This window comes from Stenotrophomonas sp. 116085_Sma, assembly GCF_056479585.1.
The window spans coordinates 4,428,756-4,455,381 of record NZ_CM151057.1 but is presented as its reverse complement, the minus strand read 5'-3'; the positions used below and the strand labels follow the sequence as shown (position 1 = coordinate 4,455,381).

Below are 26,626 nucleotides of genomic sequence, written 5' to 3'. Positions count from 1 at the left end.
CGTCCCTGCTATGGCCTTCCATTCTCCGGGCCGGCAATGACATCTGCATGACATGGCGGTTGTGGCACCGCGTCGGCTCCCTTTCACCATCATCCACGCCTGGCGTGGATCTACTGCTTCCAGGCGGTGGCGTTCACTGGCCGCGAACGCGTGATTGATAGCCTGTGCGGCCCCACTCTGGAAGCATCGCATGACCACCCCGCGCTGGCGCCTGATCCTCAACGGTAAATCCGCGGGCAACGATGACCTGCGTGAGGCCGTTGGCCACTGGCGCGGGCAGGGTGTGCAGCTGGAAGTACGGGTGACCTGGGAGGACGGCGACGCCGAACGCTATGTGGCCGAGGCGATTGATCACGGCGTGGATGTGATCGTTGCTGCTGGTGGCGATGGCACGCTCAGCGCGGTCGCGGAAACACTGGCGCATCGCGAGGAACCGGCCGATGCGCTGCCCTCGCTGGCCCTGATCCCGATGGGCACCGCCAACGATTTCGCCACCGCCGCCGGCATTCCCACCGAACCGAAGGAGGCCTTCGCGTTGATCGGGCAGACCGCGCCGCGTGCCATCGATCTGCTGCGCGTGGACGCCGATGGCACGCCGTGGTGGTGCGCCAATCTCGCCAGCGGTGGCTTCGGCACGCAGGTCACCGTGGAGACCGACGCCGGCCTGAAAAAGATGCTGGGCGGGCTGGCCTATGTGATCACCGGCATCGCCAAGCTCGGCCGCATCGAGTCGATCAACGCACGCCTGTCGGGGCCGGACTTCGCTTGGGAAGGCGACTTCATCGCCCTGGGCATCGGCAACGGTCGCCAGGCCGGTGGCGGCCAGCAGCTGTGCCCGCAGGCACTGATCGATGATGGGCTGCTGGATGTGACGGTGCTTCCGGAGCTGGAAGGCGAAGTCACCGCCACCCTTGGCCAGATGCTGAAGTCCGGCACCCAGGCGGCGCTGGAACAGCTGGCCACGCGCGCGCGGCTGCCGTGGCTGCAGATCGAATCGCAGCGCTCGTTGACTCTCAATCTGGATGGCGAGCCGGTGCAGGCCCAGCGGTTCCGCATCGACTGCGTGGCGGGCCGGGTGCGCATGCATCTGCCCGCCGGTTGCCCGTTGCTGGCCGGGCAGGGGGGTAGAGTCGACTGTTAGTCGACTGCTTTTCGTTCCGACGACGTAAAACCCCGCGCTTCGCGCGCAAGTCGACTAACAGTCGACTCTACTGGTTCCCGCGCCGGTAGCCGCCACAGCCCCCATCACCGGCCCCGTGCTTGCCGTGGTTCAGTTTCCCAGGGTTCCCCTCCCGCCTATCCTGCGATACAGTCAAGGGGTGTCCAGCCTGACGACCCCGCATACCCTTTCTTCCGCACGCCGTTGGTGGCGATGGTGGCCCGTTGCCGTCGTCCGCCCCCATAACGCTGTGTCCCGGAAGGAAAGTCGTCTTGAACTCGCACGCTCAGTTTCAGCTGCAGGCCGCTGAAGGCCACACCCATATTCCCGTTGTCCGCGAAGTGCTGTCCGACCTGGACACGCCGCTTTCGGTCTATCTGAAGCTCGCCGACGGCCCCAATACCTACCTGTTTGAATCCGTCGAAGGCGGCGAGCGCTTTGGTCGTTACTCGATCATCGGCCTGCCGGCGCGCCGCGTGTACGCCTTCCACGGCCACACGCTGACCGTGCGCGAGGACGGGCAGGTGGTGGACACCCGCGAGGTGGCCGACCCGTTCGCCGAAGTCGAGGCGCTGCGCAGCGCCCACTCGGTGCCCAAGCTGGAAGGCCTGCCGGGCTTCACTGGCGGTCTGGTCGGCTGGTTCGGTTTCGAGTGCATCGGCTACATCGAACCGCGCCTGGCATCGCCGGCCGGTCGCGATGAGCTGGGCACCCCGGACATCCTGCTGCTGGACTCCAACGAGCTGGCGGTGTTCGACAATCTCAAGGGCCGCCTGTACCTGATCGTGCACGCAGACCCGCGTATCGACGGTGCCTTCGAACAGGCGCAGGCGCGCCTGGATGCGCTGACAGCCAAGCTGCGGGCGCCGGGTGCGGGCTATCCGGCACCGCTCAACAGCGACGTGCTGGACGAGTCCGATTTCGTCTCCGGTTTCACCCGCGAAGGCTTCGTCGATGCGGTCCAGCGCAGCAAGGAATACATCCGCGCCGGTGACATCTTCCAGGTGGTGCTGAGCCAGCGCCTGAGCGTGCCGTTCAAGGCGCGCCCGGTGGATGTGTACCGTGCGCTGCGCGCATTGAATCCGTCGCCGTATATGTACTTCCTCGATGTTGGCGACCTGCAGGTGGTCGGTTCTTCGCCGGAAATCCTGGTGCGCCTGCAGGATGGGGAAGTCACCGTGCGCCCGATCGCCGGCACCCGCCCGCGCGGTACCACGGTCGAGCAGGACCTGGCGCTGGAAGCCGAGCTGCTGGCCGATCCGAAGGAGCGCGCTGAGCACCTGATGCTGATCGACCTCGGCCGCAACGATGCCGGTCGCGTCTCGAAGGCCGGCACCGTGGAAGTGGGCGAGCAGTTCGTGATCGAACGCTACAGCCACGTCATGCACATCGTCAGCGAAGTGACCGGGCAGCTGCAGCCGGGCCTGAGCTACGCCGACGTGCTGCGCGCCACCTTCCCGGCCGGTACGGTCAGCGGTGCGCCGAAGATCCGCGCGCTGGAAGTGATCCGCGAACTGGAACCGATCAAGCGCAATGTGTACGCAGGCAGCATCGGCTACATCGGCTGGCACGGCGATGCCGATACCGCGATCGCGATCCGCACCGCGGTGATCAAGGATGGCCGCCTGTACGTGCAGGCCGGTGCCGGCATCGTCTACGACTCGGACCCGGACAAGGAATGGGACGAGACGATGAACAAGGGCCGCGCGCTGTTCCGCGCCGTCGCCCAGGCCGCCAAGGGCCTGTGAGCCTTTCCGTGCCGTGGCCTGCGCCGCGGCACCTCCTGCTGTTCCCATTCAAGACAAGGAGTACCGCATGAAGCTGCTGAGCGCATTGCTGTGGTCGTCACTGCTGGCCACGGTGGCCCCGTCTGCGTGGGCACAGGCCAATACCATTCCCTCGCAGCCGCACCTGCTGGTGAAGGGCGAGGCGCGCCGCGTGGTGATGCCGGACCGGTTCGGCCTGCAGTTGAACATCGAAGAGACCGACATGGACGCCGACGCCGCGCGCCGCCGCGTGCAGGACAACGTTGCCCGCGTGCTGGCACTGTTCAAGCAGCACAAGGCGGTGGACGGCAGCGTGCGCGCGGACAACCTGCGGATTGGTCCTGCAACGCGCTATGAGCAGAACCGGCAGGTCTTCATCGGCACCCGCGTGTCACGCCAACTGCGCGCCAGCTTCGCCAGCGTCCAGCAGATGCAGGACGTGCTGGGGGCGCTGAAGGCCAATGAGAACGTGCAGGTCAGCAGCGTGGCTCCGACGTATTCGGGTGAAGTGGCGCTGCGTCGCGAACTCAAGGGCGAGGCGGCGGCCCAGACCCGCCAGTCCGCGCAGGGCCTGGCCAAGGCCTACGGCACCCAGCTGCGCGGTCTGTACAGCATTTCCGACGTGGCGCCGAACTTCGCCTATGGCATCCAGGCGGGCAGTTGGCCCAGCAGCGGGGAACTGGTGACGCCGCCTTCGCCGCCCGCGCCCGAGGCACCGATGAACAGCATCGAGAGCACGGGCTCCCGCCTGCGCGAGTCGGTGGAAGCCGGCCCCATCACCTACACCGAAAACGTATACGCCATTTTCCTGATAAGCGACGGAACCTGACCATGTTGTGGATGATCGACAACTACGACAGCTTCACCTACAACCTCGTGCAGTACCTGCAGACGCTGGGCGCCGAGGTCAAGGTGGTGCGCAACGATGCGATGAGCGTGGACGAGATCGCCGCGCAGAAGCCCGAGCGCATCGTCATCTCGCCCGGCCCGTGCACGCCCAACGAAGCGGGCGTGTCGCTGGAACTGATCCAGCGGCTGGGCCCGACCACGCCGATTCTCGGCGTCTGCCTGGGCCACCAGGGCATCGGCCAGGTCTACGGCGGCACGGTGATCCGTGCCGGCAACATCATGCACGGCAAGACCTCGCCGATCCGCCATGAAGGCAAGGGCGTGTTCGCCGGCCTGCCGGACCGCTATCAGGCCACCCGCTACCACTCGCTGGTGGTGGACAAGAACAGCCTGCCCGATGTGCTGGAAGTGACCGCCTGGACCGAGAACGACGACGGCTCGATCGAAGAGATCATGGGCCTGCGCCACCGCCAGTTCCCGGTGGAAGGCGTGCAGTTCCATCCCGAATCCATCCTCACCGAACACGGCCACGCCCTGCTGAAGAACTTCCTGGAGAGAGCGATATGAAGAAGATCACCAGAGTGCTTCTGCTGGCTGGCCTGGGCCTGCTGGCCAATGTTGCTTGGGCCGGGACCACGCCCTCCAGCACGCAGTGCTCCCCACAGGCGGTAGCGCAGGCCAAGCGGTTGCTGGCCTTCCATACCGATGGAGATGAGCGCGCAGAGGTGGAGGGGCCGGCGCTGCCTCTGCCGTCCATCGTCAATCCCGCCGATTCCAAACAACGCTTCGACGTGCTGGAAGTGTGGGGCTATGTCTACAGGGGAAGCTATCGCATGCGTCTGGAGTACTACCGCTCCGGTGGAGGGTGTGTGCTGATGGGGCAGGAAATTCTCGAGATCGCTCGTCTTTGATTCAGCAAGGAGACCTACGCATGACCTTCTCCCCCCAGGAAGCCCTGCATCGCACCATCGAGCACCGCGAAATCTTCTTCGACGAAATGGTCGACCTGATGCGGCAGATCATGCGCGGCGATGTCTCGCCGATGATGACCGCCGCGATCCTCACCGGGCTGCGCGTGAAGAAGGAGACCGTGGACGAAATCGCCGCGGCGGCCACCGTGATGCGTGAATTCGCCCGGCCAGTGCCGGTGGCCGATACCTCCAACCTGGTTGATATCGTCGGCACCGGTGGCGATGGCTCGCACACCTTCAACATCTCCACCTGTTCGATGTTCGTCGCCGCCGCCGCCGGCGCACGCGTGGCCAAGCATGGCAACCGCAGCGTGTCGTCCAAGTCCGGCAGTGCCGATGCGCTGGAAGCGCTGGGCGCGGTGATCGAACTGCAGCCTGACCAGGTGGCCGCGGCCATCGAGCGGACCGGCATCGGCTTCATGTTCGCGCCGATCCACCATCCGTCGATGAAGGTTGTCGCGCCGGTGCGCCGCGAAATGGGCGTGCGCACCATCTTCAACATCCTCGGCCCGCTGACCAACCCGGCCAGCGCGCCATCGGTGCTGATGGGCGTGTTCCATCCCGATCTGGTGGGCATCCAGGCGCGCGTGCTGCGCGAGCTGGGCACCGAGCGTGCGATGGTGGTCTGGGGCCGCGACAACATGGACGAGATCTCGCTGGGCGCCGGCACCCTGGTCGGCGAACTGCGCGACGGCAAGGTGCGCGAGTACGAGATCCACCCGGAAGACTTCGGCATCGCCATGTCGGCCAGCCGCAACCTGCGCGTGGACGGCCCGGAGCAGTCCATCCAGATGCTGCGCGCCGTGCTGGACAACGAGCCCGGCCCGGCGCTGGACATCGTCGCGCTGAATGCCGGCGCCGCGCTGTACGTTGCCGGCGTGGCCAGCGACATCGGTGATGGCCTGGCCCGCGCCCGTGCCGCCATTGCCAACGGCAGCGCCCGCCAGCGCCTGCAGCAGTATGTCGAGACCACCCGCGCGCTGGTTGCCTGAGCGCGCGGTTCAGCCTGACCCCCTTGATGGCCGATAATGGCCGTCCTCACCGCCCCCGCACCGAACCGAAGACGATGAGCGACATCCTGCAGACGATCCTGGCCCGCAAGGCCGAAGAAGTGGCCCAGCGCCGCGCCCAGCGCCCGCTCGAGGAGCTGCAGGCCGCCTTGGCCAGCGCCCCGCCGGTCCGTGGCTTCGTGCGCGCGCTGCAGGCGGCGGTGGCCAACGGCGACCCGGCGGTGATCGCCGAGGTGAAGAAGGCCAGCCCGTCCAAGGGCGTGATCCGCCCGGATTTCCGCCCGGCCGACATTGCCGTCAGCTACGAATTCGGCGGTGCCAGCTGCCTGTCGGTGCTGACCGACGTCGATTTCTTCCAGGGCGCCGACGCCTACCTGCAGCAGGCCCGCGAGGCCTGCACGCTGCCGGTGCTGCGCAAGGACTTCGTGATCGACGCCTACCAGGTGTACGAAGCGCGCGTGCTTGGCGCCGACTGCATCCTGCTGATCGTCGCCGCGCTGGACGACACCCAGCTGGCCACCCTGTCCGAACTGGCGCTTTCGCTGGGCATGGACGTGCTGGTGGAAGTGCATGACATCGATGAGCTGGAGCGCGCGCTGCAGGTGCCGGCGCCGATGATCGGCATCAACAACCGCAATCTGCGCACCTTCGAGGTGTCGCTGCAGACCACCCTGGACATGCAGAAGGCGGTGCCGCGTGATCGCCTGCTGGTCACCGAAAGCGGCATCCTCGGCCCGCAGGACGTGGCCCTGATGCGCGACGCCGGCATCCACGCGTTCCTGGTCGGCGAGGCCTTCATGCGCGTGGAAGAGCCGGGCGAGGGCCTGCGTCAGCTATTCTTCGCGGCATGACAACGCACTATCCAACGCCGCGCGAGGATGCGCCGCTGGTGGTCTTCGACTTCGACCACACCCTCTACGACGGCGATTCGGGCACCCACCTGTTCGCCTCGCTGATCAAGCGCAACCCGCTGCGCATGCTGGCCGCACTGCTGGTCACGCCGATCGCCGGGCCGCTGGTGGCGATGCTGCCGACCCGTCGAGCGGGTATTTCGGTTTACGTGTGGATCGGCAGTTTCGGCCTGCACCGGGCGCGTGATTTCAACAAGGTGATCGACGCGTACGTGCTGCGCAACGAGGCGCAGATGCGCGCCAAGCTGCTGCCGCAGGCGCTGGACGTCTTTGCGGCGCATCGCGCCAAGGGGGACCGCGTGGTGGTCGCCACCGGTGCGCCGCCGGAACTGGCCCGCGCGATCCTGGCCTTCGTGGCCCACCAGGACGTGCCGGTGATCGGCACCGAGGTTGGCCCACGGCTGGGTGGCGTCGGCCCGACCCGTCACTGCCACAACGAAGAGAAGATGCGCATGCTGCGCGAGCGCGGTTACGGCGATATCGATATCGCCTACTCCGACAGTACCGCCGACCTGCCGCTGCTGCTGGCCGCCAAGGCGCCGGTGGTGGTGAACCCGAAGCCGGGCCGGGTGGACTTCTTCCGCCGCGTGCTGCCGGCCGGCACCCGCATCCTCAACTGGGGCTGCGTGGACCGTGGTGGCGACAAGGCCTGATCCGAGCCTGTTGTAGAGCCGAGCCATGCTCGGCTGCTCTTCGTTGCGGTATCCGTGCGCGATCAGCCGAGCATGGCCCGGCTCTACAGGGAATGCCTCAGCGATACAGGTGCCCGTACACCGCGTGGCCGATCTGGAACAGGCTGATGCCCAGCACCAGCACGCCAACGGCCACCAGCACCCAGCGCTCCTTCACCCGCTTGACCAGGATCGCCGCCACCGGCGCGGCCATCATGCCGCCGATCAGCAGGCCGGCGACGATCTGCAGGTGCTGCACCCCCATCGACAGCAGGAAGGTCGCCGACACCGTCAGCGTGACCACGAACTCCGCCGCATTGACCGTACCGATGGTGGTGCGCGCCTGGCCACCACGAGCGAGCAGGGTGGACGTGGCGATCGGCCCCCAGCCGCCACCGCCGCTGGCGTCGAGCAGGCCCGCGAAGAAGCCCAGCACCGGTACCCGGCGGATTTCGCCCTTGGGCATCCAGCGTCCGGCCGCGCGAGCCAGGATGATGATCGCCAGCACCAGCAGGTACAGGTAGATCAGTGGCCGGATGATCTCGCCCGGGATCTGGGTGAGCACGTAGGCGCCCACCGCGCCGCCCACCGCGCCGGGCAGGGCCAGGCGCAGGAACAGGCGTTTATCGACATTCCCGGCGGCGAGGTGCGACACACCCGAGGCGCCGGTGGTGAACACTTCCGCGGTGTGGATGCTGGCGCTGACCTGCGCCGGTGGCAGGCCCATGCTCAGCATCACCGACGAGGACACCAGGCCGAAGGCCATGCCCAGCGCACCGTCGACCAGCTGTGCGCCGAGGCCGATGAGGATGAACCACCAGAATTCGCTGCTCAGTCCCATGCACCGAGCCTAGCGCGCGAAGGAGTGCGGACCAAGGTCCGCACCCACCGGGTGCTCAACGGTCAACGGGTGCCGTACAGCACCACGGTCTTGCCGCGTGCATGCAGCAGGCCGTCGGTCTGCAGCTTCTTCAGCACGCGGCCGGCCATTTCGCGCGAGCAGCCGACCAGGCGGGCCAGTTCCTGGCGCGACACGCGCAGCTGGCTGCCCTGCGGATGGCTCATCGCTTCCGGTTCCTGCGCCAGATCGTGCAGTGTGCGCACGATTCGATCGGTAACGTCAAGGAATGCCAGGCGGCTGGCTTTGCGGCTGGTATCGAGCAGGCGCTTGGAGATCTGCTGGCCCAGCGCGTACAGCAGGCGCGGGGCGTCGGCGGACAGCGGGCCGAGGAACAGCTGGTGCAGGCGCTCGTAGCTGATTTCGGCCAGTTCGCAGGCGGTACGGGTCCGCAGGATCACCTCGCGGCGGTCCGATTCGACGAACAGGCCCATTTCGCCAACGAACTCGCCGGCACCGAAGTAGCCCAGCACAAGCTCGCGATCATCATCTTCCTCGGCCATGATCGAAACCGAGCCGCTGACAACGTAATACAGGGTTCCCGCCGGGTCACCGGGTCGGAAGACGTCGGTACGGGTGGGATATCGCCGCCGGTGGCTGTGCGCCAGGAAACGATCGATGGTGGCGATATCCAAGGCCAGTGGACTGCTAGCTAGGCGCACGGTTGACACGATAGGGGCGCTCCCTCTGCGCATGAACGGATTCACGGGGTCGATAGCGGAGCTTAACCAGCGCAATTGTTAAGGGCAAACAGTGTGCCAGAACTCTTGCGTCTTCACGTTCCCCCCGGGGGCAGTTTGCCCCATAATTCCCCCTTTCCCTTCTTACACAGGAATCGACCGCCGTGGTCAAGCCGTTGCCTCGCCTGAGGCTGCAGGGTTTCAACAACCTCACCAAGGCGCTGAGCTTCAACATCTATGACGTGTGTTACGCGCGCACCGAAGAGGAGCGTCAGCGTTACATTGAATACATCGATGAAGAGTACAACGCCGACAGGCTGACTCAAATCTTGACCGATGTCGCCGAGATCATCGGCGCCAACATCCTGAACGTGGCCCGCCAGGACTACGACCCGCAGGGTGCCTCGGTGACCATCCTGATCTCCGAAGAGCCGGTGATCGACAAGAAGCTGGCCGGCAAGGAGCTGATCTCCGACGCCGTGGTCGCGCACATGGACAAGAGCCACATCACTGTCCACACCTACCCGGAAACCCATCCGCAGGAAGGTATCGCGACGTTCCGCGCGGATATCGACGTGGCCACCTGTGGCGTCATTTCCCCGCTGAAGGCCCTGAACTACCTGATCGAGAGCCTTGAGTCGGACATCGTGATCATGGACTACCGCGTCCGTGGCTTCACCCGCGATGTGAAGGGCAAGAAGCACTTCATCGACCACAAGATCAACTCGATCCAGAACTTCCTGGCCAAGAACATCAAGTCGCGTTACGAGATGTTCGACGTCAACGTCTACCAGGAAAACATCTTCCACACGAAGATGCACCTGAAGGACTTCGACCTGGACCAGTACCTGTTCGAGGAGAAGGCCAAGAACCTGTCGTTCAAGGAACGCATGAAGATCGAAGCGCTGCTCAAGCGCGAGATCGAAGAGCTGTTCCACGGCCGCAACCTGTCCGAGTAAGCCCCATGCGCGATGCCCGCAGGCATCGCCACCCAGGCGGGACGACCCGCCCCGTGGAACCAGTGCCCCGCACGCGTTACAGTTCCACGGTGATGTACCGACCCACGGCCCGGTGTGAAAACACCGGGCCGTTTCGTTTTTCTCAAAAAAGGTAAGGAGCCCCCACCCATGCCCTGGATCCATCTGTTGCTGGCCGGTCTGTTCGAGATCGGTTTCGCACTTGGAATGAAGTACTCCGAAGGCTTCAGCAAACCCCTGCCTACCGTTGCCACGGTGGTGTCCGCATTGATCAGCCTGTACCTGATGAGCCAGGCGATGAAGAGCATCCCGGTCGGTACGGCCTATGCGATCTGGACCGGCATCGGCGCCCTGGGCGTGGCGGTGCTGGGTATCTACCTGTTCAACGACAGCGCCTCACCGGCCCGCCTGGCCTGCGTGGGCCTGATCGTGGCCGGTGTGATCGGCCTGAAGCTGGTCTCGCCCAATTGATTGACGGGGTCGGATCCCTTTTCCGCGGGAAAAGGGCTCTGACCCCATCATGGATCACGGACCGTAAGGGGGCAGAGCCCTTTCCCGATGGGAAAGGGATCCGACCCCGGCGGGTTCCCTACAGCCGGTAGGCGATGGTCTTCATGACCTTGGAGGCCACCGCCATCACCCCCGGAATCGGGAACGGCAGGCGGCGTGCGCCGGCCTGCTCGGCGTGGACCGCATGGCGGGCCTCGTCGTCCTTCATCACCGCGATGACCGCGCGGCTGCGCAGGTCGCCGGCCGGCAGGTCGACCAGATGCTCGTCCAGATGGGCCTCCACCTGGCGCTCGGTCTCGACCACGAAGCCCAGGTTCCAGCCGTCGCCGCGCAGCCCGGCCAGGGTGCCGATGGTGTAGCTGCCGGCGTACCACAGCGGGTTGAACAGGCTCGGACGGCTGTCCAGCTCGCCCAGCCGGGTGGCGCACCAGGCCAGGTGGTCGGTTTCTTCCTGCGCCGCTTCCAGCAGGTGTTCGCGCGTGGCCGGGTCGCGGGCCACGGCGGCCTGGCCGAAATACAGGCCCTGCGCGCAGACCTCGCCGACGTGGTTGATCCGCATCAGGCCCGCGGCGTGGCGCCGCTCGGCGCTGTCCATGCCGGGCTCGTCGGTGTCCGCGGCCGGGTAGGGGCGGGCCGCCGGCGGATTGCCGAACACTGTGTCCAGGGCGCGCTGCGCCTCGGTCAGCAGGTGGTCCAGCGGGGTGGTCTGGCGGAGCACGGTCATGGCAGTACGGGGTGGGGCGGAAGACCCCTCGATTCTCGCCCGGCCCCGCGCCCCTGCCAACCCGGCCCAGGGGGCGGGTTGCGCGCCCCCGGCAAGATGAGTACAATCCCGCCTCTTACGCTTCACCTTTTCACAACGCGTGGCAGAGTTCCGGCGAGCCTTTCGCCGCAATGAGCCCGACCTAACCTAGAGTTCTTCATGAGCACTTTCACTGCCAAGAACGAGACCGTCCAGCGCGACTGGTACCTCGTCGACGCCGAGGGCAAGACCCTGGGCCGTCTCGCCACCGAGCTGGCCCGCCGTCTGCGCGGCAAGCACAAGCCGGTCTACACCCCCCACGTTGATACCGGCGACTACCTGGTCGTCATCAATGCAGAAAAGATTGCCGTCACCGGCAAGAAGCTGCAGGACAAGATGTATCACCGTTTCACCGGCTACATCGGCAACCTGAAGACCGAGTCCCTGGCCCAGGCGCTGGAGCGTCACCCGGAGCGCGTGATCGAGATCGCCGTGAAGGGCATGCTGCCGAAGGGCCCGCTGGGTCGCCAGATGTACCGCAAGCTCAAGGTCTACGCTGGCACTGAGCATCCGCACGCCGCACAGCAGCCGCAGGTTCTGGATATCTAATCATGGCTATCACTCAAAACTACGGCACTGGCCGCCGCAAGTCCTCCACCGCTCGCGTGTTCCTGCGCAAGGGTTCGGGCAACATCACCGTCAATGGCCGTCCGCTGGACGAGTTCTTCGGTCGTGAGACTGCGCGCATGATCGTGCGCCAGCCGCTCGAGCTGACCAAGAACACCGAAAGCTTCGACATCCTGGTCACCGCCGCTGGCGGCGGCACCACCGGCCAGGCCGGTGCGATCCGTCTGGGCATCGCCCGTGCGCTGGTCGAGTACGACGAAACCCTGAAGTCCGAGCTGCGCAAGGCTGGCTTCATGACCCGTGACGCCCGTGAAGTCGAGCGTAAGAAGGTCGGTCTGCACAAGGCCCGTCGCGCCACCCAGTTCTCCAAGCGCTGATTTACCGCGCCTGGCTGGGCTCCTTCGGGAGCCCGCTGGATGGAAAAGCAAAAGCCCGGCCGAAGCCGGGCTTTTGTCGTTTCGGGGGAGTGTGCATTGGAGGGGGTGGGGTCAGGGCCTTTTCCTGCGGAAAAGGATCCGACCCTGTGTCTCTGTAGAGCCGAGCCGATGCTCGGCTGCTCCTGGTCGGTGGGATGCGCGACCAAATTAAAAGCAAAAGGCCAGATCTTTCGATCTGGCCTTTTGCTTTTAATTTGGCTGCCCCGGATGGATTCGAACCACCGAATGCCTGAGTCAGAGTCAGGTGCCTTACCGCTTGGCGACGGGGCAAAACGTGCAACTATTTTCTCACTTTTCACGCTGAAAAACAACTTGATTTTCAGTGTGGTGGCTATGGGTGGACTCGAACCACCGACCCCAGCATTATGAGTGCTGTGCTCTAACCGGCTGAGCTACATAGCCTTGGTGAGCCCGCTATTCTGCGGATGTGTATCGACCCTGTCAACACTTTTGTGTCGTGCTTGTGGGCCGACAGAGGGCATGGGATAGTCCCGACCAGTAGATTTTCTTAGGAGTCCGCATCGTGATCGATCCGGACGGCTATCGACCGAACGTCGGCATCGTGCTGATGCGGCAGGACGGCCAGGTGTTCTGGGCACGACGCGTGCGCCGGGACGGTTGGCAGTTCCCGCAGGGTGGCATGAATACCGACGAGACGCCTGTCGAGGCCATGTATCGTGAACTGCAGGAAGAGACCGGCCTGCTGCCTGAGCATGTGGAAGTGCTCGGGGCAACGCCCGGCTGGCTGCGCTACAAGCTGCCGGCACGGGCCATCCGCCGCAACGAGCGGCAGGTCTGCATCGGCCAGAAGCAGGTCTGGTTCCTGCTGCGCCTGACCGGCGACGAATCCCACGTGAAGCTGGACCACACCGACTCGCCCGAGTTCGACCACTGGCGGTGGGTGGACTTCTGGTACCCGGTGGAGCATGTGGTGATGTTCAAGCGCGGCGTCTATGCACGTGCATTGCGACATCTGGCGCCACTGGCGCGTGGGGTGGCCGGGCAGGGCGTCACCGCCATGCCCAAGAGCGCGGCCGAGGCCTGGATGCCGGGCCACACCGCCGGCCATGACCGCCCACGCAAGCGCCCGAGGACACGGGGCTACTGGCCGAAAAAGGCCACAGGCGACGGTCCGGTCAGCTGATCGGCTGAACGGTATCGAGAATGGTTCAGGTCCTTGATTGACAACCATTCTCGTTTCCATTGGAATAGCCAACAGGCCGCTTCTGGCCTGTCAGCCCGGTCCACGCCTGTGTACGTCTGCATCTGCAACGGAGTCACCGACCACCAGATCCGCGAAGCCGCCAGCAATGGCGTCACCTCGGTGGCCGAACTGACCATGCGTACCGGTTGCGGCGCTACCTGTGGTTCCTGCCTGGACATGGCCGGCGACCTGCTGGCCAAGGCGCGTGCCACCCACGATCTGCCGCTGCCGGTATTGGGCCTGGCCCAGGTCGCCTGATCGCTTCTTCGCGGCGCATTGACGCCGCGCTTTCGCATCCTTCACGCGTGGCCGCACAGGCCAATGCGCACGATTCGCGTTCCTTCACGACCGCACGCAAGGCGTTAAAGTGCCTGCGTTTTCAGCGTGCAGGAGCATCCCCATGAAGGGCGACACCAAGGTCATCGAATTCCTCAACAAGGTCCTCTACAACGAGCTGACCGCGATCAACCAGTACTTCCTGCACGCCAAGATGCTGAAGAACTGGGGCATCAAGGAACTGGCCGAACATGAGTACAAGGAATCGATCGACGAGATGAAGCATGCCGACATGCTCGCCGACCGCATCCTGTTCCTTGAAGGCCTGCCGAACTTCCAGGCGCTGGGTAAGCTGCGCATCGGCGAGAACCCGACCGAGATCCTGCAGTGCGACCTGTCGCTGGAACGCGACGGCGTGGTCACCCTGCGCGAGGCCGTGGCCTATTCCGATTCGGTGGGTGACTACGTCAGCCGCCAGCTGTTCGTGAAGATCCTCGACTCGGAAGAAGAGCACATCGACTGGCTGGAGACCCAGCTCGACCTGATCGAGCGCATCGGCGAGCCGAAGTACCTGCTGAGCAAGCTGGAAGAGTGACTCAACCGGCCTGGCCGGCGCGATGCTGTGCCAGGTAGCCCGTCAGTGCCACGCGCGCACGGGCGAATTCGGCAACCAGCAGCGCCACTGCCACCGCGGGGCGCTGCAGGCTGCCACTGCGGGCTTCGTGTTCGATCCGCTGCGCCACCGCCGACAGCGACAAAGCCCCCACGTTCGCGCTGGATGATTTCAGGCTGTGCGCGACGGCCTGCAGGCGGGGCTCGTCGCCGGCCTGCGCGGCCTGCTGCAGCTGCTGCACCATCGTCGGCGTATCCTCCAGGAATACCGAGATGATCTGGATGGCGGTATCGCCGATCACCGCGTGCAGCTCGTCCAGCACGTCGCGGTCCAGCACCGGCTGTGGCTTGGAGCCGACTCGGCTGTCATCGTCTTGTAGAGCCGAGCCATGCTCGGCTGATGGAGCGCGACTGCTATTGGCCATCAGCCGAGCATGGCTCGGCTCTACCGAAGGCTGTCCCGGTGATGCAGCTTTCCCGCCCCCCCAGCGCTGCAGCAGCGCATGCAGGGTGGCACGTGCGATCGGCTTGGACAGGTAGTCGTCCATGCCGGCCTGCAGGCAGCGCTCGCGGTCACCAGCCATGGCATTGGCGGTCATCGCGATGATCGGCAGGCGTGGGCGCCCGTTCTCCACTTCCTCGGCGCGCCAGCGGCGGGTGGCGGCATAGCCGTCCAGAACCGGCATCTGGCAGTCCATCAGCACGACATCCACGCCCCCTTCGCGAAGGGCGACCAATGCCTGCTCGCCATCGGCGGCGTTGCGCACCACGCACTGGAACACGCCTAGCAGCTGCTCGGCCACCATGCGGTTGACCGTGTTGTCCTCCACCAGCAGCACGCGCAGGTGCAACGGCGGCAGCATGGGCGTGGGCTGCCCCGGTTCGGCATTGGCCAGCAGCGCGGCAGGGCGTGCATGCGCGACCGGTGCCGCCAGCAGTGCGTGCAGCGCAGCGTCGTCGAAATGCGCGGGTAGCTGCCGCTGGCGCGGGCGCGCTGGAAGGGCATCGTCCTGCAGCCACAGCACCTGCAGGGCGTCGTCCTCGCCACGCTCGGCCAACGCCTGTTGCAGCGTCGCTTCACCGATGCGGCGGGCGCGTGCATCGACCAGCAGCCAGGCTGGTGCCGGTTGCCCCGGCCTCGGTATCGCGCGCAGGCGCTCGACCACGGCATCGAACTGCGCCATGGCGTGCACCGGCAGTCCATGATGGGCCGCGATGCGCTCGATGCGTGCCTGCAGGATCGCATCGCTGCTGAACAGCAGCAGCGAGTCTGGCGTGCGCGCCATGGCCGGCAGGTCGCCGGGCACCTTCAGCAACGGGATCTCGAACCAGAACGTGGCGCCCTGGCCGGGCGTGGACTGCACGCCGATGCGCCCGTGCATCAGGTCGATGATGCGCTTGCAGATCGCCAGGCCCAGGCCGGTGCCACCGTAGATGCGGGTCGTTGAGGCATCGGCCTGGCTGAAGGACTGGAAGAGGCGCGCCTGCAGTGCCTCGTCGATGCCGATGCCGGTGTCGATGACCTCAAAGCGCAGCTGGTGCTGTGCCGCACCTTCGCCCAGGCGCTGCACGCGCAGCTGCACCTGGCCGCGTGCGGTGAACTTGATCGCGTTGGCCAGCAGGTTGCTCAACACCTGGCGCAGTCGTACCGGGTCGCCACGCACCGGCAGGCGCACCGACGGGTCCAGCTGCAGCCCCAGCGACAGGCCCTTGGCGTCGGCGGCGCGCTGCATGAGCTGCACCACGCCATCCAGCAGGTCACGCAGGTTGAAACTGGTGATCTCCAGTTCCAGTGCCTGCGCTTCCAGCCGCGAGTAGTCGAGGATGTCGTCGACGATGCGCAGCAGCTGCTGCGAGCTGGCCGAGGCGGTGGCCAGCATCTGCCGCTGGTCCTCGCCCAGCGGGCCGCGTGCGATCAGCTCCAGCATCGGCAGGATGCCGTTGAGCGGCGTACGGATCTCGTGGCTCATCGTGGCCAGGAACTCACCCTTGGCCAGCACGGCCGCCTCTGCGGCCTGCTTGGCCTGCAGCAGCTGCTGTTCCAGCTGCCCCTGGCGTTCGGTGGTGCGGCGCAGCTGGTCACGTTCGCTGGCCAACGCGCTGCGCTCACGCTGCAGGAGGGCCAGTGCATGGTTGCGCGCGCGCAGGCGCAGGCCCAACAGCAGCGCCGTGATGGAGGCCGCGGCAAGGGCAACCAGCAGCGCGACCCACATCGGCACGTCAGAGCACCGCGTTGTGGAAGTCGAAGTTCAGATCGCTGCCGGCAGACTGCACCATGTTGCCCTGGATGTAGTCGACACCGCCCACCCACATCGCGGCGGCAGCCTGTGGATCTTCGATCTGCTGGCCGATGATCTGCTGCCCGGCGGCGTGTGCCCGCTCGATTGCCCGGCGCAGCTCTTCGCGCGTGGCCGGATTGGAATGGCTGCTGGAGAAGCGCGCGGCCATGCGCACGAACGACAACGGCAGCTGGGTCAGCAGCGCATCGGCTTCGCCCCCGGGCTCGAACTGGCTCAGGCAGAAACGCACGCCGGCCCCTGCCATGCGTTCGCAGAACTGCTGCAGCGGCACGGTGTGGATCAGCGCATCCGGCAGGCGCACGTCGATCACCAGCGCACTGCCGGGCAGGCCGCGCTGCTGCAGTGATTCCAGCAGCCAGTCGGCGAAGGCATCGCGCTGCAGGGTGCGCAGTGACTGTGAGACGAACAGGTTCAGCGGTTGCGTCGCGTGCCGGTACAGGTCGAGCAGCCCCAGTGCATGGTCCATCACCTGCTGGTCGAGATCGGCGATGCGCCCCGCGGCTTCCGCGGCCGGAATCACCTGGCCTGCCGCCAGCAGCGTACCGTCGGCCTGGCGAAGGCGCAGCAGCAGCTGGTATTGCGCGGTATTGCCGCCGGCGACGGCGACGATCGGCTGGTAGGCCAGTTCAAGCTGGCCTTCCAGCAGTGCCAGGTGTTCCTGCTCGCTGATCACGTCGCGGTGCACGTGGCCGGCCACGCCGGCGCTGAGCAGGCGTGCCTGCAGGGTGGTGCGCTCGACCGCTTCCAGCGCGCTGTTGGCATCGTCGAAGCCCGGCGACAGCGGTGCATAGCCGACCACGCCGCGCAGGTGCACGGATTCGTCATCGCGGATCACGAAGGCCCGCGCCGACAACTGCTCGCGCAGCGCAGCGGCAATGCCTTCCAGGCTGTCCTCGCTGACATTGCGCGCAAGCAGCAGGAAGCTGTTGTCGTTCAGGCGCGCCAGCAAGTGCGGGTGCCCGGCTTCTGCCAGGCGTTGCCCGGCCTGCACCATCAGGCGCTCGAAGGCGGCATAGCCATAGCGCTCGCGCAGGCCCAGTGCGCTGGATATCTCGACGAACAGCACGCCGCCCTGGTCGCGGTGGGCGAGCGCGGCGTTGAGCTGCTGCAGCACGTGATGCCGCGTCGGCAGCCCGGTTTCCGGATTGCTGGTGGCCGGGGTGCCGGATACGCCGGGCAGGGTTGCGGCCTGCGCCCGCGCGCGGCGGATGCGGTTGGCCACGGCGGCGATCAGGTGGCGCGGGCGGATCGGCTTGCTCAGGTAGTCGTCGGCGCCACTGTCGAGCACCTCGAACTGGCGTTCCGGGTCCGGGTCGCCGCTGAGGAACACGATGGGCAGCAGCTGCAGGCCGGGCTGCTGGCGGATCAGCGCGGTCAGGCGCATTCCGTCCAGGCCGGGCAGGTGCAGGTCCATCAGGATCAGGTCGGGGCGATGTTCCTTGATCGCCTGCAGCGCGTCATCGGCATCGCTGTGCACGATCGCCTGCATGCCGGCGCCGTGCAGCACGCTCTGTGCGAACAGCGCCTGGGCACGATCATCCTCGACGATCAGCACGCGGTAGGGCGAATCGGAATGCAGCGGTGCGGGGTCATTGCTGCCGGCCTCTGCCAGCAGGGATGGGCCGGGCAGCGGTGGCGGTGCGCTGCCAATCCCAGGGGGTGTATCGACGGCCGCCAGCGGTGCGGCTGACGCCGGTGCTGCCGTGACCGCGGCCGCCGGGCCTGGCGCCCAGCGTTGCCAATGATCGGCCGGAGGGGTTTCAGCGCGTCCCGGGCGGGCGCCCGCGGGGGATTCGTTTGCGGCCATCGGTGCTCCTGGTGTTCGCGTCCATTATGCGACAAGCCCGGCGATCAACCGGTGCCGGGCTGGCGTGGACTGTCGGGCGACGCACTGCGCGCCAGCCAGCGCACGCCCTTCCACAGGGCGCGCCAGACCAGCCACACCAGCAGTGCGCCGGCCAGGCTGCAGGCCAGCACCACGATCAGCGCGATCCACGGGTGTGCCAGGGCCAGGGCCAGGCCACCGATCACCACGGTGTCCTCGGCGGCGGAGGCGACCCAGTTGCTGGCCGGTTCCGGCGAGGTGTTGAGCAGGGCACGGGTGCCGGCTTTCAAGCCATGGCTGGCCAGCGCAACACCGGCACCGGCGGCGAGTGCACCGGTGCCGAGCTGGCCGTCCGGCGACAGTGTGGCTGCGGCGAGGAAAGCACCTGCAGGCACGCGTGCCAGGGTCTGCACCAGGTCCCAGGCCGAGTCCACGCCGGGGATCTTGTCGGCGAAGAATTCGGTCACCGCCAGTGCCGCCGAGGTGCCCAGCACCCACCACGATTCGGTGGCCTGCAGGGCGGGGGGCAGGTCGACCCAGCCGAGCAGGCCGGCCAGGCCGACGCCGAACACGGTGAGGTAGACGCGGATGCCGGCCAGCCAGGCCAGCAGGATGCCGATCACGAACAGGTGGGCTTCGGTCATGGCGGTGCTCCGGTGACGGAACTGTGCAGGGGGCCACACTATCGGCGATGGCGTGCCTGAACGCCACAGACCACGGTCGGGTGCTGCGCAGGAAACCCACCCGTCCTGTCATACACTAGCCCGTCGTTTGCCACAGGGGCCGTACCGGCGTCGCCCTCGCGATGCCCCGGAATCCACCCATGACCAACCGTCCTCCCATGCGCGTGCAGGTCCGCCTGCCCGGCGCGCCGCAACCGCCGGCCGACCGCCGCCGCCTGCTGGTGATCGGCGGCATCTGGCTGCTCAGCCTGGTGCTGGCGGTGCTCGGCGGCTGCTGGATGGCCACCCCGCGCGATGCGCAGGGCCAGCGCCTGCAGGCCGCCGAGAAGCGTGCCGAGACGCTGCAGGCACAGCTGACCGAACTGCGCCAGAAGCAGGCCACGCTGGAAGCCTCCGACCGAATCAGCCGCGCCGCCAATACCGAGGTGCAGTCCTCGCTGGCCGAGCGCGATGAGGAAATCGCCGGCCTGCGTGCCGACGTCGCCTTCTATGAGCGCCTGGTCGGTTCGACCAGCCAGCGCAAGGGCCTGAACACCCATTCGATCGAGTTCAGCCCGGAAGCGGCCGGCACCTGGCAGTACACCGCGGTGCTGACCCAGAACCTCAACCGTGGTGCCATCAGCCAGGGGCAGATGCGTTTCACCGTGGAAGGCGTGAAGAACGGCAAGCTGGCCACGATCAGCTGGGATGATCTGCACCAGCGCAGCAAGGTGCCGGGACAGGATTACTCGTTCCGGTACTTCCAGCAGCTCACCGGCAGCGTGATGCTGCCGGCTGACTTCACCCCGCAACGCGTGCGGGTGACATTGGGGAGTGGTACGGGGGGTACCACCCAGGTATTCGACTGGAAACAGGCCGGTGCGCCGGCCAGCAAAGGGGAGTAGGCAGATGTTCGGAAGCAGCAAATCCAACCGTGAAGGCCAGCTGGTGGTGGATGCCCTGATCGGCAACCAGGTGGTGATCCGCGGCGATGTGGAATTCAGTGGTGGCCTGTACGTGGAAGGCCGCATCCACGGCAAGGTGATCGCCGCCGAAGGCGCCAGCGGCGCGACCCTGACGGTCGCCGAGCATGGCGTGATCGAGGGCGAGATCCGCGCCCAGGTGGTGGTCATCAGTGGCCGCCTGGACGGCGACGTGCATGCCACCGAGAAGGTCGAGCTGACCCCGAGCGCGCGGGTCAACGGCAACGTTCATTACCAGGTGGTGGAGATGAATGCGGGCGCCCAGCTGAACGGCCGCCTGATCCATGCCAACGCGCCGATGGCGGCCCTGCCGGCCCCGGAAGGCGACGACGCCAATGGTGGCAAGGGTGACACTGCCGCACGCCGCAAGCTGGCCGAGGCGATGGCTTGAAAGCCATCGTCGGCGCCCCCATGCTGACGCCATGAGCACGCTAGTCTCCCTGCCCGGCGCCACCCCGGCCGCCGCGCCCGATTACCAGTCGCTGGAGCGCCCGCTGAACTTCACCGAGTCGGCGGCCGCCAAGGTCAAATCCCTGATCCAGGAAGAGGGCAACCCCGACCTGGCATTGCGCGTGTATATCGAAGGCGGCGGCTGTTCCGGTTTCCAGTACGGGTTCGAGTTCGACGAGAACCGTGCCGAGGACGACCTGGCGGTGCAGACCAGCGGGGTGACCCTGCTGGTCGACCCGCTGAGCCTGCAGTACCTGATGGGCGCCGAAGTGGACTACACCGAGAGCCTGACCGGTGCGCAGTTCGTGATCCGCAACCCGAACGCCAAGACCACCTGCGGCTGCGGCAGCAGCTTCAGCATGTAGGCAGGGCGCGGGGCCTGCGTCCCGCGCGACAAGGTGTGTGGAGCAAGCTCCACACCTGCAGACGGTTTCGGCAAAGCCTGCGGCTTGCCACCTGCATCGATTGGCGGCACGCTTGCCGGATGCCCAATACTCCTTCGCCGCTTTCCGGTTTCGCCTTCGTGGGCGAACCGCTGGAGCGCGCCGATGCCCTGCGCGAAGATGCCGATGCACTGGCGCGCCTGTGGCCGGGTGCGCGCATTCTGGTGCTCGATCAGGACGGCAGCGCCTTCACCGGCGATGACGACCAGCCGCTGGCACTGACCGGCGCCGACATCGGCGGCGGTCCCGGCTCCGCGATCTTCCTCGGCCTGCGCGGGGAACAAGCGTGGTTCTCGGTTGAAGCCGCCAGCGTCACCGTCACCGCACCACGTCGCCTCGACCTGCGCCAGGCCGCCCTGCTGTGGTCGGTGGCTGATGCGACCGCTTTCAGCTACGCCCGTGGCATGTCCTACTGGCACTCGCGCACCCGTTTCTGCGGTGTATGCGGTGGTGCCGTGGCGTTTGCCCGCGGCGGCTTCGTGGGGCGTTGCGCGCAGTGTTCCACCGAGCACTACCCGCGTGTCGACCCCGCTGTGATCGTGGCGGTTGAAAACCAGGGCCGCCTGCTGCTTGGCCGCCAGTCGAACTGGGCGCCACGTCGCTACTCGGTGCTGGCCGGCTTTGTCGAACCGGGCGAAACCTTCGAGCAGACCGTGGTGCGCGAAGTCCACGAGGAGAGCAAGGTGCGGGTGACCGCCTGCCAGTACCTCGGTTCGCAACCCTGGCCATTTCCGGGAGCGCTGATGGTTGGCTTCCGCGCGCAGGCGCACGCCGATCTGCCGATCGTGGATGGTGAACTGGAGGACGCGCGCTGGTTCAGTGCCGAGGAGGTCGGTGCCGCGCTGGCACGTGATGACCAGGACGATGGCGAGGGTATCCGCCTGTCACCGCCGATCTCGATTTCGCGAGGGCTGATCGAGCACTGGTACCGGCAGCAGAAGGGCTGAGCCAGGCCGGTGGGGGCGCCTGTATTGCCGCCACCTGAACACGGCACGGGTTACAGTCCGGTTCACCGCTGAGGGTGCCGCTGCGGCAGGTAAGGTAGCGACGCCGAGCGATCTGTTTCGTAGGGAGACCCGCCATGTTCACCACTCTGGCCGCCGTGCTGGTCGCACTGGCCCTGGGCCATGTCGCTCCGGCTGCTGCTGCCTCGCTGCGCCGTTTCGACGGCTTCCGGCGCTGGTTGGGCTGGCTGGACGCGCATGGTGGAAAGGCCTGGCAGGGGCCGGCGGGCGTTGCCCTGGCACTGCTGCCGCCGCTGCTGCTGCTGGGCCTGCTGGCCTGGCTGCTGCGCGGGGTACTGTTCGGCCTGCCGTCGCTGTTGCTGGGCGTGGCGGTGCTGGCCTGGTGCTGGGGCCCGCGTGACCTGGACCGCGATATCGAGGCCATCATCGATGCCGACGATGCAGCGACGCGACAGGCCGCAGTGCGCAACCTGCAGTCGGCCGGCGGCAGCCTGCGCGAAGACATTCCGTCGCTGGTCGAGGCGACGGTGCTCAACGCACTGCGGCGCTGGTTCGCGGTGTTGTTCTGGTTCCTGCTGCTGGGCCCGGCCGGCGCGTTGGGTTACCGGCTGCTGGCGCTGATGGCGGAGAGCCCGATGCGCGCACGCGTGCCGGTGGAGCCGCTGGCGCTGGCGCAGCGCCTGCTGGGCTGGATCGAGTGGCCGGTGGCGCAGCTGATGGCGTTCTCGATGGCGCTGGTGGGCAATTTCGATACGGCGTGGAAGGCCTGGCGCCAGGCGCACGGTGAGCGCCTGGCAGGCAACATCGGCTTCCTGGGTGCGGTGGCGCGGGCCAGCGTCAATGCCGAACTGCGCGAAGACGCGCACGATTACACCGAGGCAGGGCTGTTGCCGGTGTGGCAGCGGTTGCCGGACCTGCGCGATGCGATGAGCTTGGTGTGGCGGATGCTGCTGCTGTGGCTGGCGATCCTTGCCTTGCTGGTGATTGCAGGCTGGGTGACGTAGGTGTTTTGGCAGGGCTTGCAGCCCTGCACCTGCAGAAGCAAGAGCAACAGCCGGATTACCGCGGGATGGCGGGGTGGGTCGGATGGCGGGGGACGCCGTGAATCCGTCCATGGAGGCTTGGTCGCCGCATCCATGCGGCTCACACCCCCGCCATCCGACCCACCCCGCCTTCGACAGTTTTCCGTGCACTGACGTTCTGTAGAGCCGAGCCATGCTCGGCTCCGAGCGAGCGCAGCGAAGCGATCCGCTTTTGAACTTCTTTTTCTTTTCCGTGGTGGGCGCACACGGAAACTGTCCGTGGCCGGGCGGGATGGGTTTGCGGGGGTGTCCGCGGCATGGATGCCGCGGCCAAGCCTCCACGGACGGATTCACGGCGTCCCCCGCAAACCCATCCCGCCCGGCCAATCCCATGATCGACAAACGCCGCCCACCACGAGGGGCTGCGCCGTTGGCTGGAATCCTAGATCGGTGCCAGCGCGGTAAACGGTGCCCACGGCAGGTTGCGCAGCAGCGCATACCCGGGCAGCACCCAGAGCCAGAACGTGGGATTGGCCAGTACCCGCATCAGCGGGTCGAGCACGCGTGGGCGGATGCCGGCGATGTTCAGCAGCATCAACAACAGGAACGGCAGGCTGATGACCAGCAACGGGTTCATCGCCATCGCGCCGGGCAGGTCGAAGTGGACCAGGGAATACAGGCAGCGCGTGCTGCCACAGCCCGGGCAGTACAGGCCGGTCAGCGCGTACAGCGGGCAGCTCGGCAGCGGATTGCCGGCGACATACGGGTTGACGTTGCGCAGCACCACCGTGGCACCTGCGGCCAGGCCGGCGGAAACCAGCAGCGGCGCCCAGCGGGCGAGTCGGGAACGGATGGGAAGCGCGGACATGCAACAACGGATCCGGCGCAGGCGCCGGATCCGTCCAGGCGTATCAGTAGCCGCTGTTGCTCATCGCGCCCATGCCGCCGAGCACAACGAAGAACAGCACGTACAGCACGACCAGCACGGCCCAGGCGATGGCCGACCAGATGGCCCACTTCTTGGCCTTGGCGGCGGAGTCCTGGGCGCCGGCGATGTCGCCAGCGGCCAGCTTGCCGTTGACCTGTGCGGCGTAGACGATCGACACGATGCCGGCCGGCAGGCAGCAGAACAGGGTGGTCAGGATCGCCCAGACCAGGTTGTTCGGGACCTGCGGAGTAGCGGTATTCATGGGTTCAAGCTCCTTGATGGGTGGTGGTGGTGAATCATTGGTCGGAAAGAGCGCCCAGTACGGCCAAGCCGCCGAACAGCCCGAACCACAACAGCAACAGGACCGGCAGGGCCACGGCCGAAGCCACTGCCCACCAGCCCGCCTTGCGCGACGCGTTGTAGGCCCCCGGCAGGTCGCCGGCCGCGCGGCGGCCATCGACCTGGGAGGCATAGACGATCGACACCACGCCCAACGGCAGGCAGCAGAACAGCGTCGTCAGGATCGCCCAGACCAGATGGTTGGGGATGTAGACCGGACGGCTGAGCGGTGGTGGTTGATTCAAAGCGAGACTCCATTCCTTGGTGGCCGGCCTTGGTGAATCGGCCGAACCTCCCCCCTGTGGGTGCGTAATCTACCGCAACCGGCGTTGCATGTATGCGTTTACACGCACGGCATGCCGTGTTCGCCACTGGACGCTGGCGTATGTGGAGAGGTCACTCCACCCGCCAGGCTGGCCGATTCCGTCAGGCGTGATCGCCGCGCAGGGCCCGCACCTGGCCCTCCAGCGCTTGGGCGTTGGCGGTGTGGCCATCCACGGCCGGTGCCGCCACCACTTCGACGGTGGCGCGGAAACGGCGCGGCACCCGCATGCGGCCCAGGCGGCTGTCGCGCCGGCTCCACATGCTCGACCACATGCCGCGCAGGGCCATCGGCACCACCGGCACCGGACGCCGTTCGAGGATCTTCTCGACGCCGGATTTGAACGGGGCCATCGCGCCATCCTTGGTCAGTGCGCCTTCCGGGAAGATGCAGACCAGCTCACCTTCGGCCAGCGCGGCGTCGATCTCATCGAACGCGCGCTGCATCAGCGCCGGGTCCTCGCGTGCACCGGCAATCGGGATCGCCTTGGCGGTGCGGAAGATCCAGCGCATCACCGGAATGTTGAAGATCCTGTAGTACATGACGAAGCGCACCGGGCGCGGGATCGTCGCCGACAGGATCAGTGCGTCCATGTAGCTGACATGGTTGCAGACCAGCAGCGCGGCGCCTTCGTCGGGCACGTTGGCCTCGATGCCGTGCGGGCGCAGCCGGTACAGGGTGCGCACCATCAGCCAGCTGAGGAAGCGCATCAGGAATTCGGGGACGATGGTGAAGATGTAGATCGCCACCAGCGCGTTGGCGATGGCCAGCGCCAGGAACTGCTGCGGGATGGTCCAGTGCAGCAGCTTGTGCGCGGCCAGCGACAGCAGGGCCGCGCCCACGATGAAGCCGGAATTCTGGATGTTCAGCGCGGCGAACACGCGCGACATCTGCGCCTTCGGTGTGCGGCTCTGGATCAGCGCGAACAGCGGCACCACGAAGATGCCGGTGAACAGGCCGATGCCGACCAGGTCGATGACGATGCGGATGCTGCCGGGCTGCTGCAGGAACGTGCTGACGGTTAGCCCATGCGCGGTCGCCTCGCCGCTGCGGGCGAAGTACAGGTCGAGCAGGAAGGCGGTCATGCCGAACGCACCCAGCGGCACCAGGCCGATTTCCACCGTGCGTGCCGACAGCTTCTCGCACAGCAGCGAGCCGACGCCGGTGCCGATCGAGAACAGGGCCAGCGCGAAGATGTACAGGGTCGGCTCGCCGCCGAGGTTGGTCACCGCATAGGCCGGCAGCTGCGAGGTCAGCACGGTGCCGACGAACCAGAACCAGGACACGCCGAGGATCGAGTTGCGCACGGCTTTCTGCTGGCGCGCCATGCGCAGCACTGCCAGCGATTCCGGCAGGGGGTTCCAGTTGATCTTCAGGTCGGGATCGCCGGCATCGACCTTGGGAATCAGCCGTGCGGCGATGTTGCCGCAGATCGCCAGCGCGATGATCGCGCACGCGGCCACCACCGTGCCATGACTGCCGGCTACGGTGAACACCAGGCCGCCGACGATCATGCCGGACAGGATCGACATCGAGGTGCCCATCTCGACCAGGCCGTTGCCACCGGTCAGTTCCTCGGGTTTGAGCACCGACGGCAGCACCGAATACTTCACCGGGCCGAACAGGGTCGATTGCATGCCAGTGCAGAACAGGGCGACCAGCAGCACCGGCAGGCTCTGGGTGAGGAAGCCGGTAGCAGCCAGCGACATGATCACGATCTCCATGGTGGTGGTGATCACGATCAGCCGCGATTTTTCCAGCTTGTCGGCGATCTGCCCGGCCAGTGCCGAGAACAGGAAGTACGGCAGGATGAAGATGGCCGGTGCCAGCGTGGCGTACAACCCCAGTTCTTCCTCCGGCACGGCCATGAACAGCAACATGCTGATGATCGCCTGCCGGTACACGTTGTCGTTGAACGCACCCAGCGCCTGGACGACGAAGAACGGCAGGAAACGGCGCTGGCGCAGCAGGGCGAACTGGTTGTGACCGGACATGGAACCTCCTTGACCGGCGCAGCCTAGCATTCCTGCCCGTGCGTCGGGACTGCGGTGGGTAGATCCACGCATGGCGTGGATCTACCCAGACCC

At 66.5% G+C, this 26,626-nt stretch carries 30 protein-coding genes and 2 tRNA genes; 20 read left to right on the top strand and 12 right to left on the bottom strand.

The genetic code is table 11. The features are described 5' to 3' along the window. Positions 1-190 precede the first annotated feature (190 nt). The 8 genes from yegS to ACZK0Z_RS20610 all read left to right on the top strand — a co-directional run bounded on the left by yegS (position 191) and on the right by ACZK0Z_RS20610 (position 7,319). The gene (yegS, locus tag ACZK0Z_RS20645; protein WP_049426865.1) at positions 191-1,141 is read left to right on the top strand and encodes a lipid kinase YegS; all 951 of its coding nucleotides are present in this window, start codon (positions 191-193) and stop codon (positions 1,139-1,141) included. A gap of 290 nt (positions 1,142-1,431) precedes the next feature. Next, complete coding sequence (trpE, locus tag ACZK0Z_RS20640) at positions 1,432-2,907, top strand: anthranilate synthase component I (protein ID WP_049426866.1); 1,476 nt, start codon at positions 1,432-1,434, stop codon at positions 2,905-2,907. Positions 2,908-2,974: 67 nt separating this feature from the next. After that, a complete protein-coding gene (locus tag ACZK0Z_RS20635; protein ID WP_049426867.1) occupies positions 2,975-3,754 on the top strand; it encodes an SIMPL domain-containing protein in 780 nt (259 codons plus the stop codon). Between the two features lie 2 nt (positions 3,755-3,756). Beyond that, positions 3,757-4,341: a glutamine amidotransferase-related protein gene (locus ACZK0Z_RS20630; RefSeq protein ID WP_197632795.1), complete on the top strand. Its 585-nt coding sequence runs from the start codon at positions 3,757-3,759 to the stop codon at positions 4,339-4,341. After that, on the top strand, positions 4,338-4,685 hold the full coding sequence (locus ACZK0Z_RS20625) for a hypothetical protein (protein WP_197632797.1): 348 nt from the start codon (positions 4,338-4,340) through the stop codon (positions 4,683-4,685). Before ACZK0Z_RS20630 ends, ACZK0Z_RS20625 begins: the two co-directional genes overlap by 4 nt. A gap of 20 nt (positions 4,686-4,705) precedes the next feature. Next, entirely contained in the window at positions 4,706-5,737 is a 1,032-nt protein-coding gene (gene trpD / locus ACZK0Z_RS20620) for an anthranilate phosphoribosyltransferase (protein ID WP_197632799.1), read from the top strand. A gap of 74 nt (positions 5,738-5,811) precedes the next feature. Continuing rightward, positions 5,812-6,606, top strand: a complete 795-nt coding sequence (gene trpC, locus ACZK0Z_RS20615) for an indole-3-glycerol phosphate synthase TrpC (protein ID WP_049426871.1) — start codon at positions 5,812-5,814, stop codon at positions 6,604-6,606. Beyond that, positions 6,603-7,319 carry a haloacid dehalogenase-like hydrolase gene (locus tag ACZK0Z_RS20610; RefSeq protein WP_197632800.1) on the top strand — a complete coding sequence of 239 codons (717 nt, stop codon included), beginning with the start codon at positions 6,603-6,605 and terminating at the stop codon, positions 7,317-7,319. The genes trpC and ACZK0Z_RS20610 overlap by 4 nt, the downstream gene beginning before the upstream one ends. A 97-nt stretch (positions 7,320-7,416) precedes the next feature. Here ACZK0Z_RS20610 and ACZK0Z_RS20605 read toward each other — a convergent pair whose 3' ends face one another. Both ACZK0Z_RS20605 and crp read right to left on the bottom strand, forming a co-directional pair. After that, positions 7,417-8,178, bottom strand: coding sequence for a TSUP family transporter (locus ACZK0Z_RS20605; RefSeq protein WP_197632802.1), 762 nt, complete (start codon positions 8,176-8,178; stop codon positions 7,417-7,419). A 62-nt stretch (positions 8,179-8,240) separates the two neighbouring features. Next, a complete protein-coding gene (crp, locus tag ACZK0Z_RS20600; RefSeq protein ID WP_012481435.1) occupies positions 8,241-8,930 on the bottom strand; it encodes a cAMP-activated global transcriptional regulator CRP in 690 nt (229 codons plus the stop codon). Positions 8,931-9,079: 149 nt separating this feature from the next. Here crp and speD point away from each other — a divergent pair, with 149 nt between their 5' ends. Further along, positions 9,080-9,874: an adenosylmethionine decarboxylase gene (speD, locus tag ACZK0Z_RS20595; RefSeq protein ID WP_005411315.1), complete on the top strand. Its 795-nt coding sequence runs from the start codon at positions 9,080-9,082 to the stop codon at positions 9,872-9,874. A 168-nt stretch (positions 9,875-10,042) separates the two neighbouring features. Beyond that, positions 10,043-10,363: a DMT family transporter gene (locus ACZK0Z_RS20590; protein ID WP_049426876.1), complete on the top strand. Its 321-nt coding sequence runs from the start codon at positions 10,043-10,045 to the stop codon at positions 10,361-10,363. A gap of 118 nt (positions 10,364-10,481) precedes the next feature. Here ACZK0Z_RS20590 and coq7 read toward each other — a convergent pair whose 3' ends face one another. Continuing rightward, positions 10,482-11,126, bottom strand: coding sequence for a 2-polyprenyl-3-methyl-6-methoxy-1,4-benzoquinone monooxygenase (gene coq7, locus ACZK0Z_RS20585; RefSeq protein ID WP_197632804.1), 645 nt, complete (start codon positions 11,124-11,126; stop codon positions 10,482-10,484). Positions 11,127-11,324: 198 nt separating this feature from the next. On the opposite strand from coq7, the gene rplM reads away from it, so the two are divergent. Both rplM and rpsI read left to right on the top strand, forming a co-directional pair. Then, a complete protein-coding gene (rplM, locus tag ACZK0Z_RS20580) occupies positions 11,325-11,753 on the top strand; it encodes a 50S ribosomal protein L13 (protein WP_005414692.1) in 429 nt (142 codons plus the stop codon). A gap of 2 nt (positions 11,754-11,755) precedes the next feature. Beyond that, positions 11,756-12,148: a 30S ribosomal protein S9 gene (gene rpsI, locus ACZK0Z_RS20575; protein WP_005411311.1), complete on the top strand. Its 393-nt coding sequence runs from the start codon at positions 11,756-11,758 to the stop codon at positions 12,146-12,148. Positions 12,149-12,403: 255 nt separating this feature from the next. Here the strand turns inward: rpsI and ACZK0Z_RS20570 are convergent. Then, a tRNA-Gln gene (locus tag ACZK0Z_RS20570) sits at positions 12,404-12,478 on the bottom strand. A 55-nt stretch (positions 12,479-12,533) separates the two neighbouring features. Further along, a tRNA-Met gene (locus tag ACZK0Z_RS20565) sits at positions 12,534-12,610 on the bottom strand. A 121-nt stretch (positions 12,611-12,731) separates the two neighbouring features. Between ACZK0Z_RS20565 and ACZK0Z_RS20560 the strand changes: the two genes are divergently transcribed. The 3 genes from ACZK0Z_RS20560 (at position 12,732) to bfr (ending at position 14,283) form a co-directional block, all read left to right on the top strand. Further along, entirely contained in the window at positions 12,732-13,352 is a 621-nt protein-coding gene (locus tag ACZK0Z_RS20560; protein WP_180869031.1) for an RNA pyrophosphohydrolase, read from the top strand. Between the two features lie 108 nt (positions 13,353-13,460). Beyond that, the gene (locus ACZK0Z_RS20555) at positions 13,461-13,670 is read left to right on the top strand and encodes a (2Fe-2S)-binding protein (RefSeq protein ID WP_049426881.1); all 210 of its coding nucleotides are present in this window, start codon (positions 13,461-13,463) and stop codon (positions 13,668-13,670) included. A gap of 142 nt (positions 13,671-13,812) precedes the next feature. After that, a complete protein-coding gene (gene bfr, locus ACZK0Z_RS20550; RefSeq protein ID WP_005419804.1) occupies positions 13,813-14,283 on the top strand; it encodes a bacterioferritin in 471 nt (156 codons plus the stop codon). Between the two features lies 1 nt (position 14,284). Here bfr and ACZK0Z_RS20545 read toward each other — a convergent pair whose 3' ends face one another. The 3 genes from ACZK0Z_RS20545 to ACZK0Z_RS20535 are packed head-to-tail and all read right to left on the bottom strand — an operon-like array spanning position 14,285 to position 19,069. Beyond that, entirely contained in the window at positions 14,285-16,519 is a 2,235-nt protein-coding gene (locus ACZK0Z_RS20545; RefSeq protein WP_049426882.1) for a hybrid sensor histidine kinase/response regulator, read from the bottom strand. 1 nt (position 16,520) lies between these two features. Beyond that, complete coding sequence (locus ACZK0Z_RS20540; RefSeq protein WP_049426884.1) at positions 16,521-18,407, bottom strand: EAL domain-containing protein; 1,887 nt, start codon at positions 18,405-18,407, stop codon at positions 16,521-16,523. 44 nt (positions 18,408-18,451) lie between these two features. Beyond that, complete coding sequence (locus ACZK0Z_RS20535; protein WP_111113248.1) at positions 18,452-19,069, bottom strand: DUF4126 domain-containing protein; 618 nt, start codon at positions 19,067-19,069, stop codon at positions 18,452-18,454. Positions 19,070-19,248: 179 nt separating this feature from the next. Here ACZK0Z_RS20535 and ACZK0Z_RS20530 point away from each other — a divergent pair, with 179 nt between their 5' ends. The 5 genes from ACZK0Z_RS20530 to ampE all read left to right on the top strand — a co-directional run bounded on the left by ACZK0Z_RS20530 (position 19,249) and on the right by ampE (position 22,932). Continuing rightward, entirely contained in the window at positions 19,249-19,992 is a 744-nt protein-coding gene (locus ACZK0Z_RS20530) for a DUF6776 family protein (RefSeq protein WP_005411304.1), read from the top strand. Between the two features lie 4 nt (positions 19,993-19,996). Then, positions 19,997-20,461, top strand: coding sequence for a bactofilin family protein (locus ACZK0Z_RS20525; protein ID WP_049426888.1), 465 nt, complete (start codon positions 19,997-19,999; stop codon positions 20,459-20,461). Positions 20,462-20,492: 31 nt separating this feature from the next. Then, entirely contained in the window at positions 20,493-20,885 is a 393-nt protein-coding gene (gene erpA, locus ACZK0Z_RS20520) for an iron-sulfur cluster insertion protein ErpA (RefSeq protein WP_005411302.1), read from the top strand. Positions 20,886-21,004: 119 nt separating this feature from the next. Next, on the top strand, positions 21,005-21,910 hold the full coding sequence (nudC, locus tag ACZK0Z_RS20515; protein ID WP_197620078.1) for an NAD(+) diphosphatase: 906 nt from the start codon (positions 21,005-21,007) through the stop codon (positions 21,908-21,910). A 134-nt stretch (positions 21,911-22,044) separates the two neighbouring features. Further along, positions 22,045-22,932 (top strand): regulatory signaling modulator protein AmpE, encoded by an 888-nt coding sequence (gene ampE / locus ACZK0Z_RS20510; protein ID WP_049426892.1) that lies wholly within the window; start codon positions 22,045-22,047, stop codon positions 22,930-22,932. A gap of 460 nt (positions 22,933-23,392) precedes the next feature. On the opposite strand, the gene ACZK0Z_RS20505 is transcribed toward ampE, so the two are convergent. From ACZK0Z_RS20505 to ACZK0Z_RS20490, 4 genes are all read right to left on the bottom strand, one after another. Then, positions 23,393-23,818 carry a DUF2752 domain-containing protein gene (locus tag ACZK0Z_RS20505; RefSeq protein WP_049427336.1) on the bottom strand — a complete coding sequence of 142 codons (426 nt, stop codon included), beginning with the start codon at positions 23,816-23,818 and terminating at the stop codon, positions 23,393-23,395. Positions 23,819-23,861: 43 nt separating this feature from the next. Then, positions 23,862-24,140: a CD225/dispanin family protein gene (locus ACZK0Z_RS20500; protein ID WP_005411298.1), complete on the bottom strand. Its 279-nt coding sequence runs from the start codon at positions 24,138-24,140 to the stop codon at positions 23,862-23,864. A gap of 34 nt (positions 24,141-24,174) precedes the next feature. Continuing rightward, positions 24,175-24,462 (bottom strand): CD225/dispanin family protein, encoded by a 288-nt coding sequence (locus ACZK0Z_RS20495; protein WP_197633772.1) that lies wholly within the window; start codon positions 24,460-24,462, stop codon positions 24,175-24,177. Between the two features lie 181 nt (positions 24,463-24,643). After that, on the bottom strand, positions 24,644-26,533 hold the full coding sequence (locus ACZK0Z_RS20490) for an MFS transporter (protein WP_197633771.1): 1,890 nt from the start codon (positions 26,531-26,533) through the stop codon (positions 24,644-24,646). Positions 26,534-26,626: the final 93 nt, after the last annotated feature.

Coding starts and splice junctions, on each gene's coding strand:
- ampE (WP_049426892.1), top strand. CDS start 22,045: ATGTTCACCACTCTGGCCGCCGTGCTGGTCGCACTGGCCCTGGGCCAT.
- ACZK0Z_RS20625 (WP_197632797.1), top strand. CDS start 4,338: ATGAAGAAGATCACCAGAGTGCTTCTGCTGGCTGGCCTGGGCCTGCTG.
- nudC (WP_197620078.1), top strand. CDS start 21,005: ATGCCCAATACTCCTTCGCCGCTTTCCGGTTTCGCCTTCGTGGGCGAA.
- bfr (WP_005419804.1), top strand. CDS start 13,813: ATGAAGGGCGACACCAAGGTCATCGAATTCCTCAACAAGGTCCTCTAC.
- ACZK0Z_RS20525 (WP_049426888.1), top strand. CDS start 19,997: ATGTTCGGAAGCAGCAAATCCAACCGTGAAGGCCAGCTGGTGGTGGAT.
- yegS (WP_049426865.1), top strand. CDS start 191: ATGACCACCCCGCGCTGGCGCCTGATCCTCAACGGTAAATCCGCGGGC.
- crp (WP_012481435.1), bottom strand. CDS start 8,930: ATGCGCAGAGGGAGCGCCCCTATCGTGTCAACCGTGCGCCTAGCTAGC.
- ACZK0Z_RS20540 (WP_049426884.1), bottom strand. CDS start 18,407: ATGGCCGCAAACGAATCCCCCGCGGGCGCCCGCCCGGGACGCGCTGAA.
- ACZK0Z_RS20530 (WP_005411304.1), top strand. CDS start 19,249: ATGACCAACCGTCCTCCCATGCGCGTGCAGGTCCGCCTGCCCGGCGCG.
- rplM (WP_005414692.1), top strand. CDS start 11,325: ATGAGCACTTTCACTGCCAAGAACGAGACCGTCCAGCGCGACTGGTAC.
- ACZK0Z_RS20610 (WP_197632800.1), top strand. CDS start 6,603: ATGACAACGCACTATCCAACGCCGCGCGAGGATGCGCCGCTGGTGGTC.
- ACZK0Z_RS20500 (WP_005411298.1), bottom strand. CDS start 24,140: ATGAATACCGCTACTCCGCAGGTCCCGAACAACCTGGTCTGGGCGATC.
- rpsI (WP_005411311.1), top strand. CDS start 11,756: ATGGCTATCACTCAAAACTACGGCACTGGCCGCCGCAAGTCCTCCACC.
- trpD (WP_197632799.1), top strand. CDS start 4,706: ATGACCTTCTCCCCCCAGGAAGCCCTGCATCGCACCATCGAGCACCGC.
- ACZK0Z_RS20630 (WP_197632795.1), top strand. CDS start 3,757: ATGTTGTGGATGATCGACAACTACGACAGCTTCACCTACAACCTCGTG.
- trpC (WP_049426871.1), top strand. CDS start 5,812: ATGAGCGACATCCTGCAGACGATCCTGGCCCGCAAGGCCGAAGAAGTG.
- ACZK0Z_RS20635 (WP_049426867.1), top strand. CDS start 2,975: ATGAAGCTGCTGAGCGCATTGCTGTGGTCGTCACTGCTGGCCACGGTG.
- coq7 (WP_197632804.1), bottom strand. CDS start 11,126: ATGACCGTGCTCCGCCAGACCACCCCGCTGGACCACCTGCTGACCGAG.
- ACZK0Z_RS20590 (WP_049426876.1), top strand. CDS start 10,043: ATGCCCTGGATCCATCTGTTGCTGGCCGGTCTGTTCGAGATCGGTTTC.
- erpA (WP_005411302.1), top strand. CDS start 20,493: ATGAGCACGCTAGTCTCCCTGCCCGGCGCCACCCCGGCCGCCGCGCCC.
- ACZK0Z_RS20490 (WP_197633771.1), bottom strand. CDS start 26,533: ATGTCCGGTCACAACCAGTTCGCCCTGCTGCGCCAGCGCCGTTTCCTG.
- ACZK0Z_RS20605 (WP_197632802.1), bottom strand. CDS start 8,178: ATGGGACTGAGCAGCGAATTCTGGTGGTTCATCCTCATCGGCCTCGGC.
- ACZK0Z_RS20535 (WP_111113248.1), bottom strand. CDS start 19,069: ATGACCGAAGCCCACCTGTTCGTGATCGGCATCCTGCTGGCCTGGCTG.
- ACZK0Z_RS20505 (WP_049427336.1), bottom strand. CDS start 23,818: ATGTCCGCGCTTCCCATCCGTTCCCGACTCGCCCGCTGGGCGCCGCTG.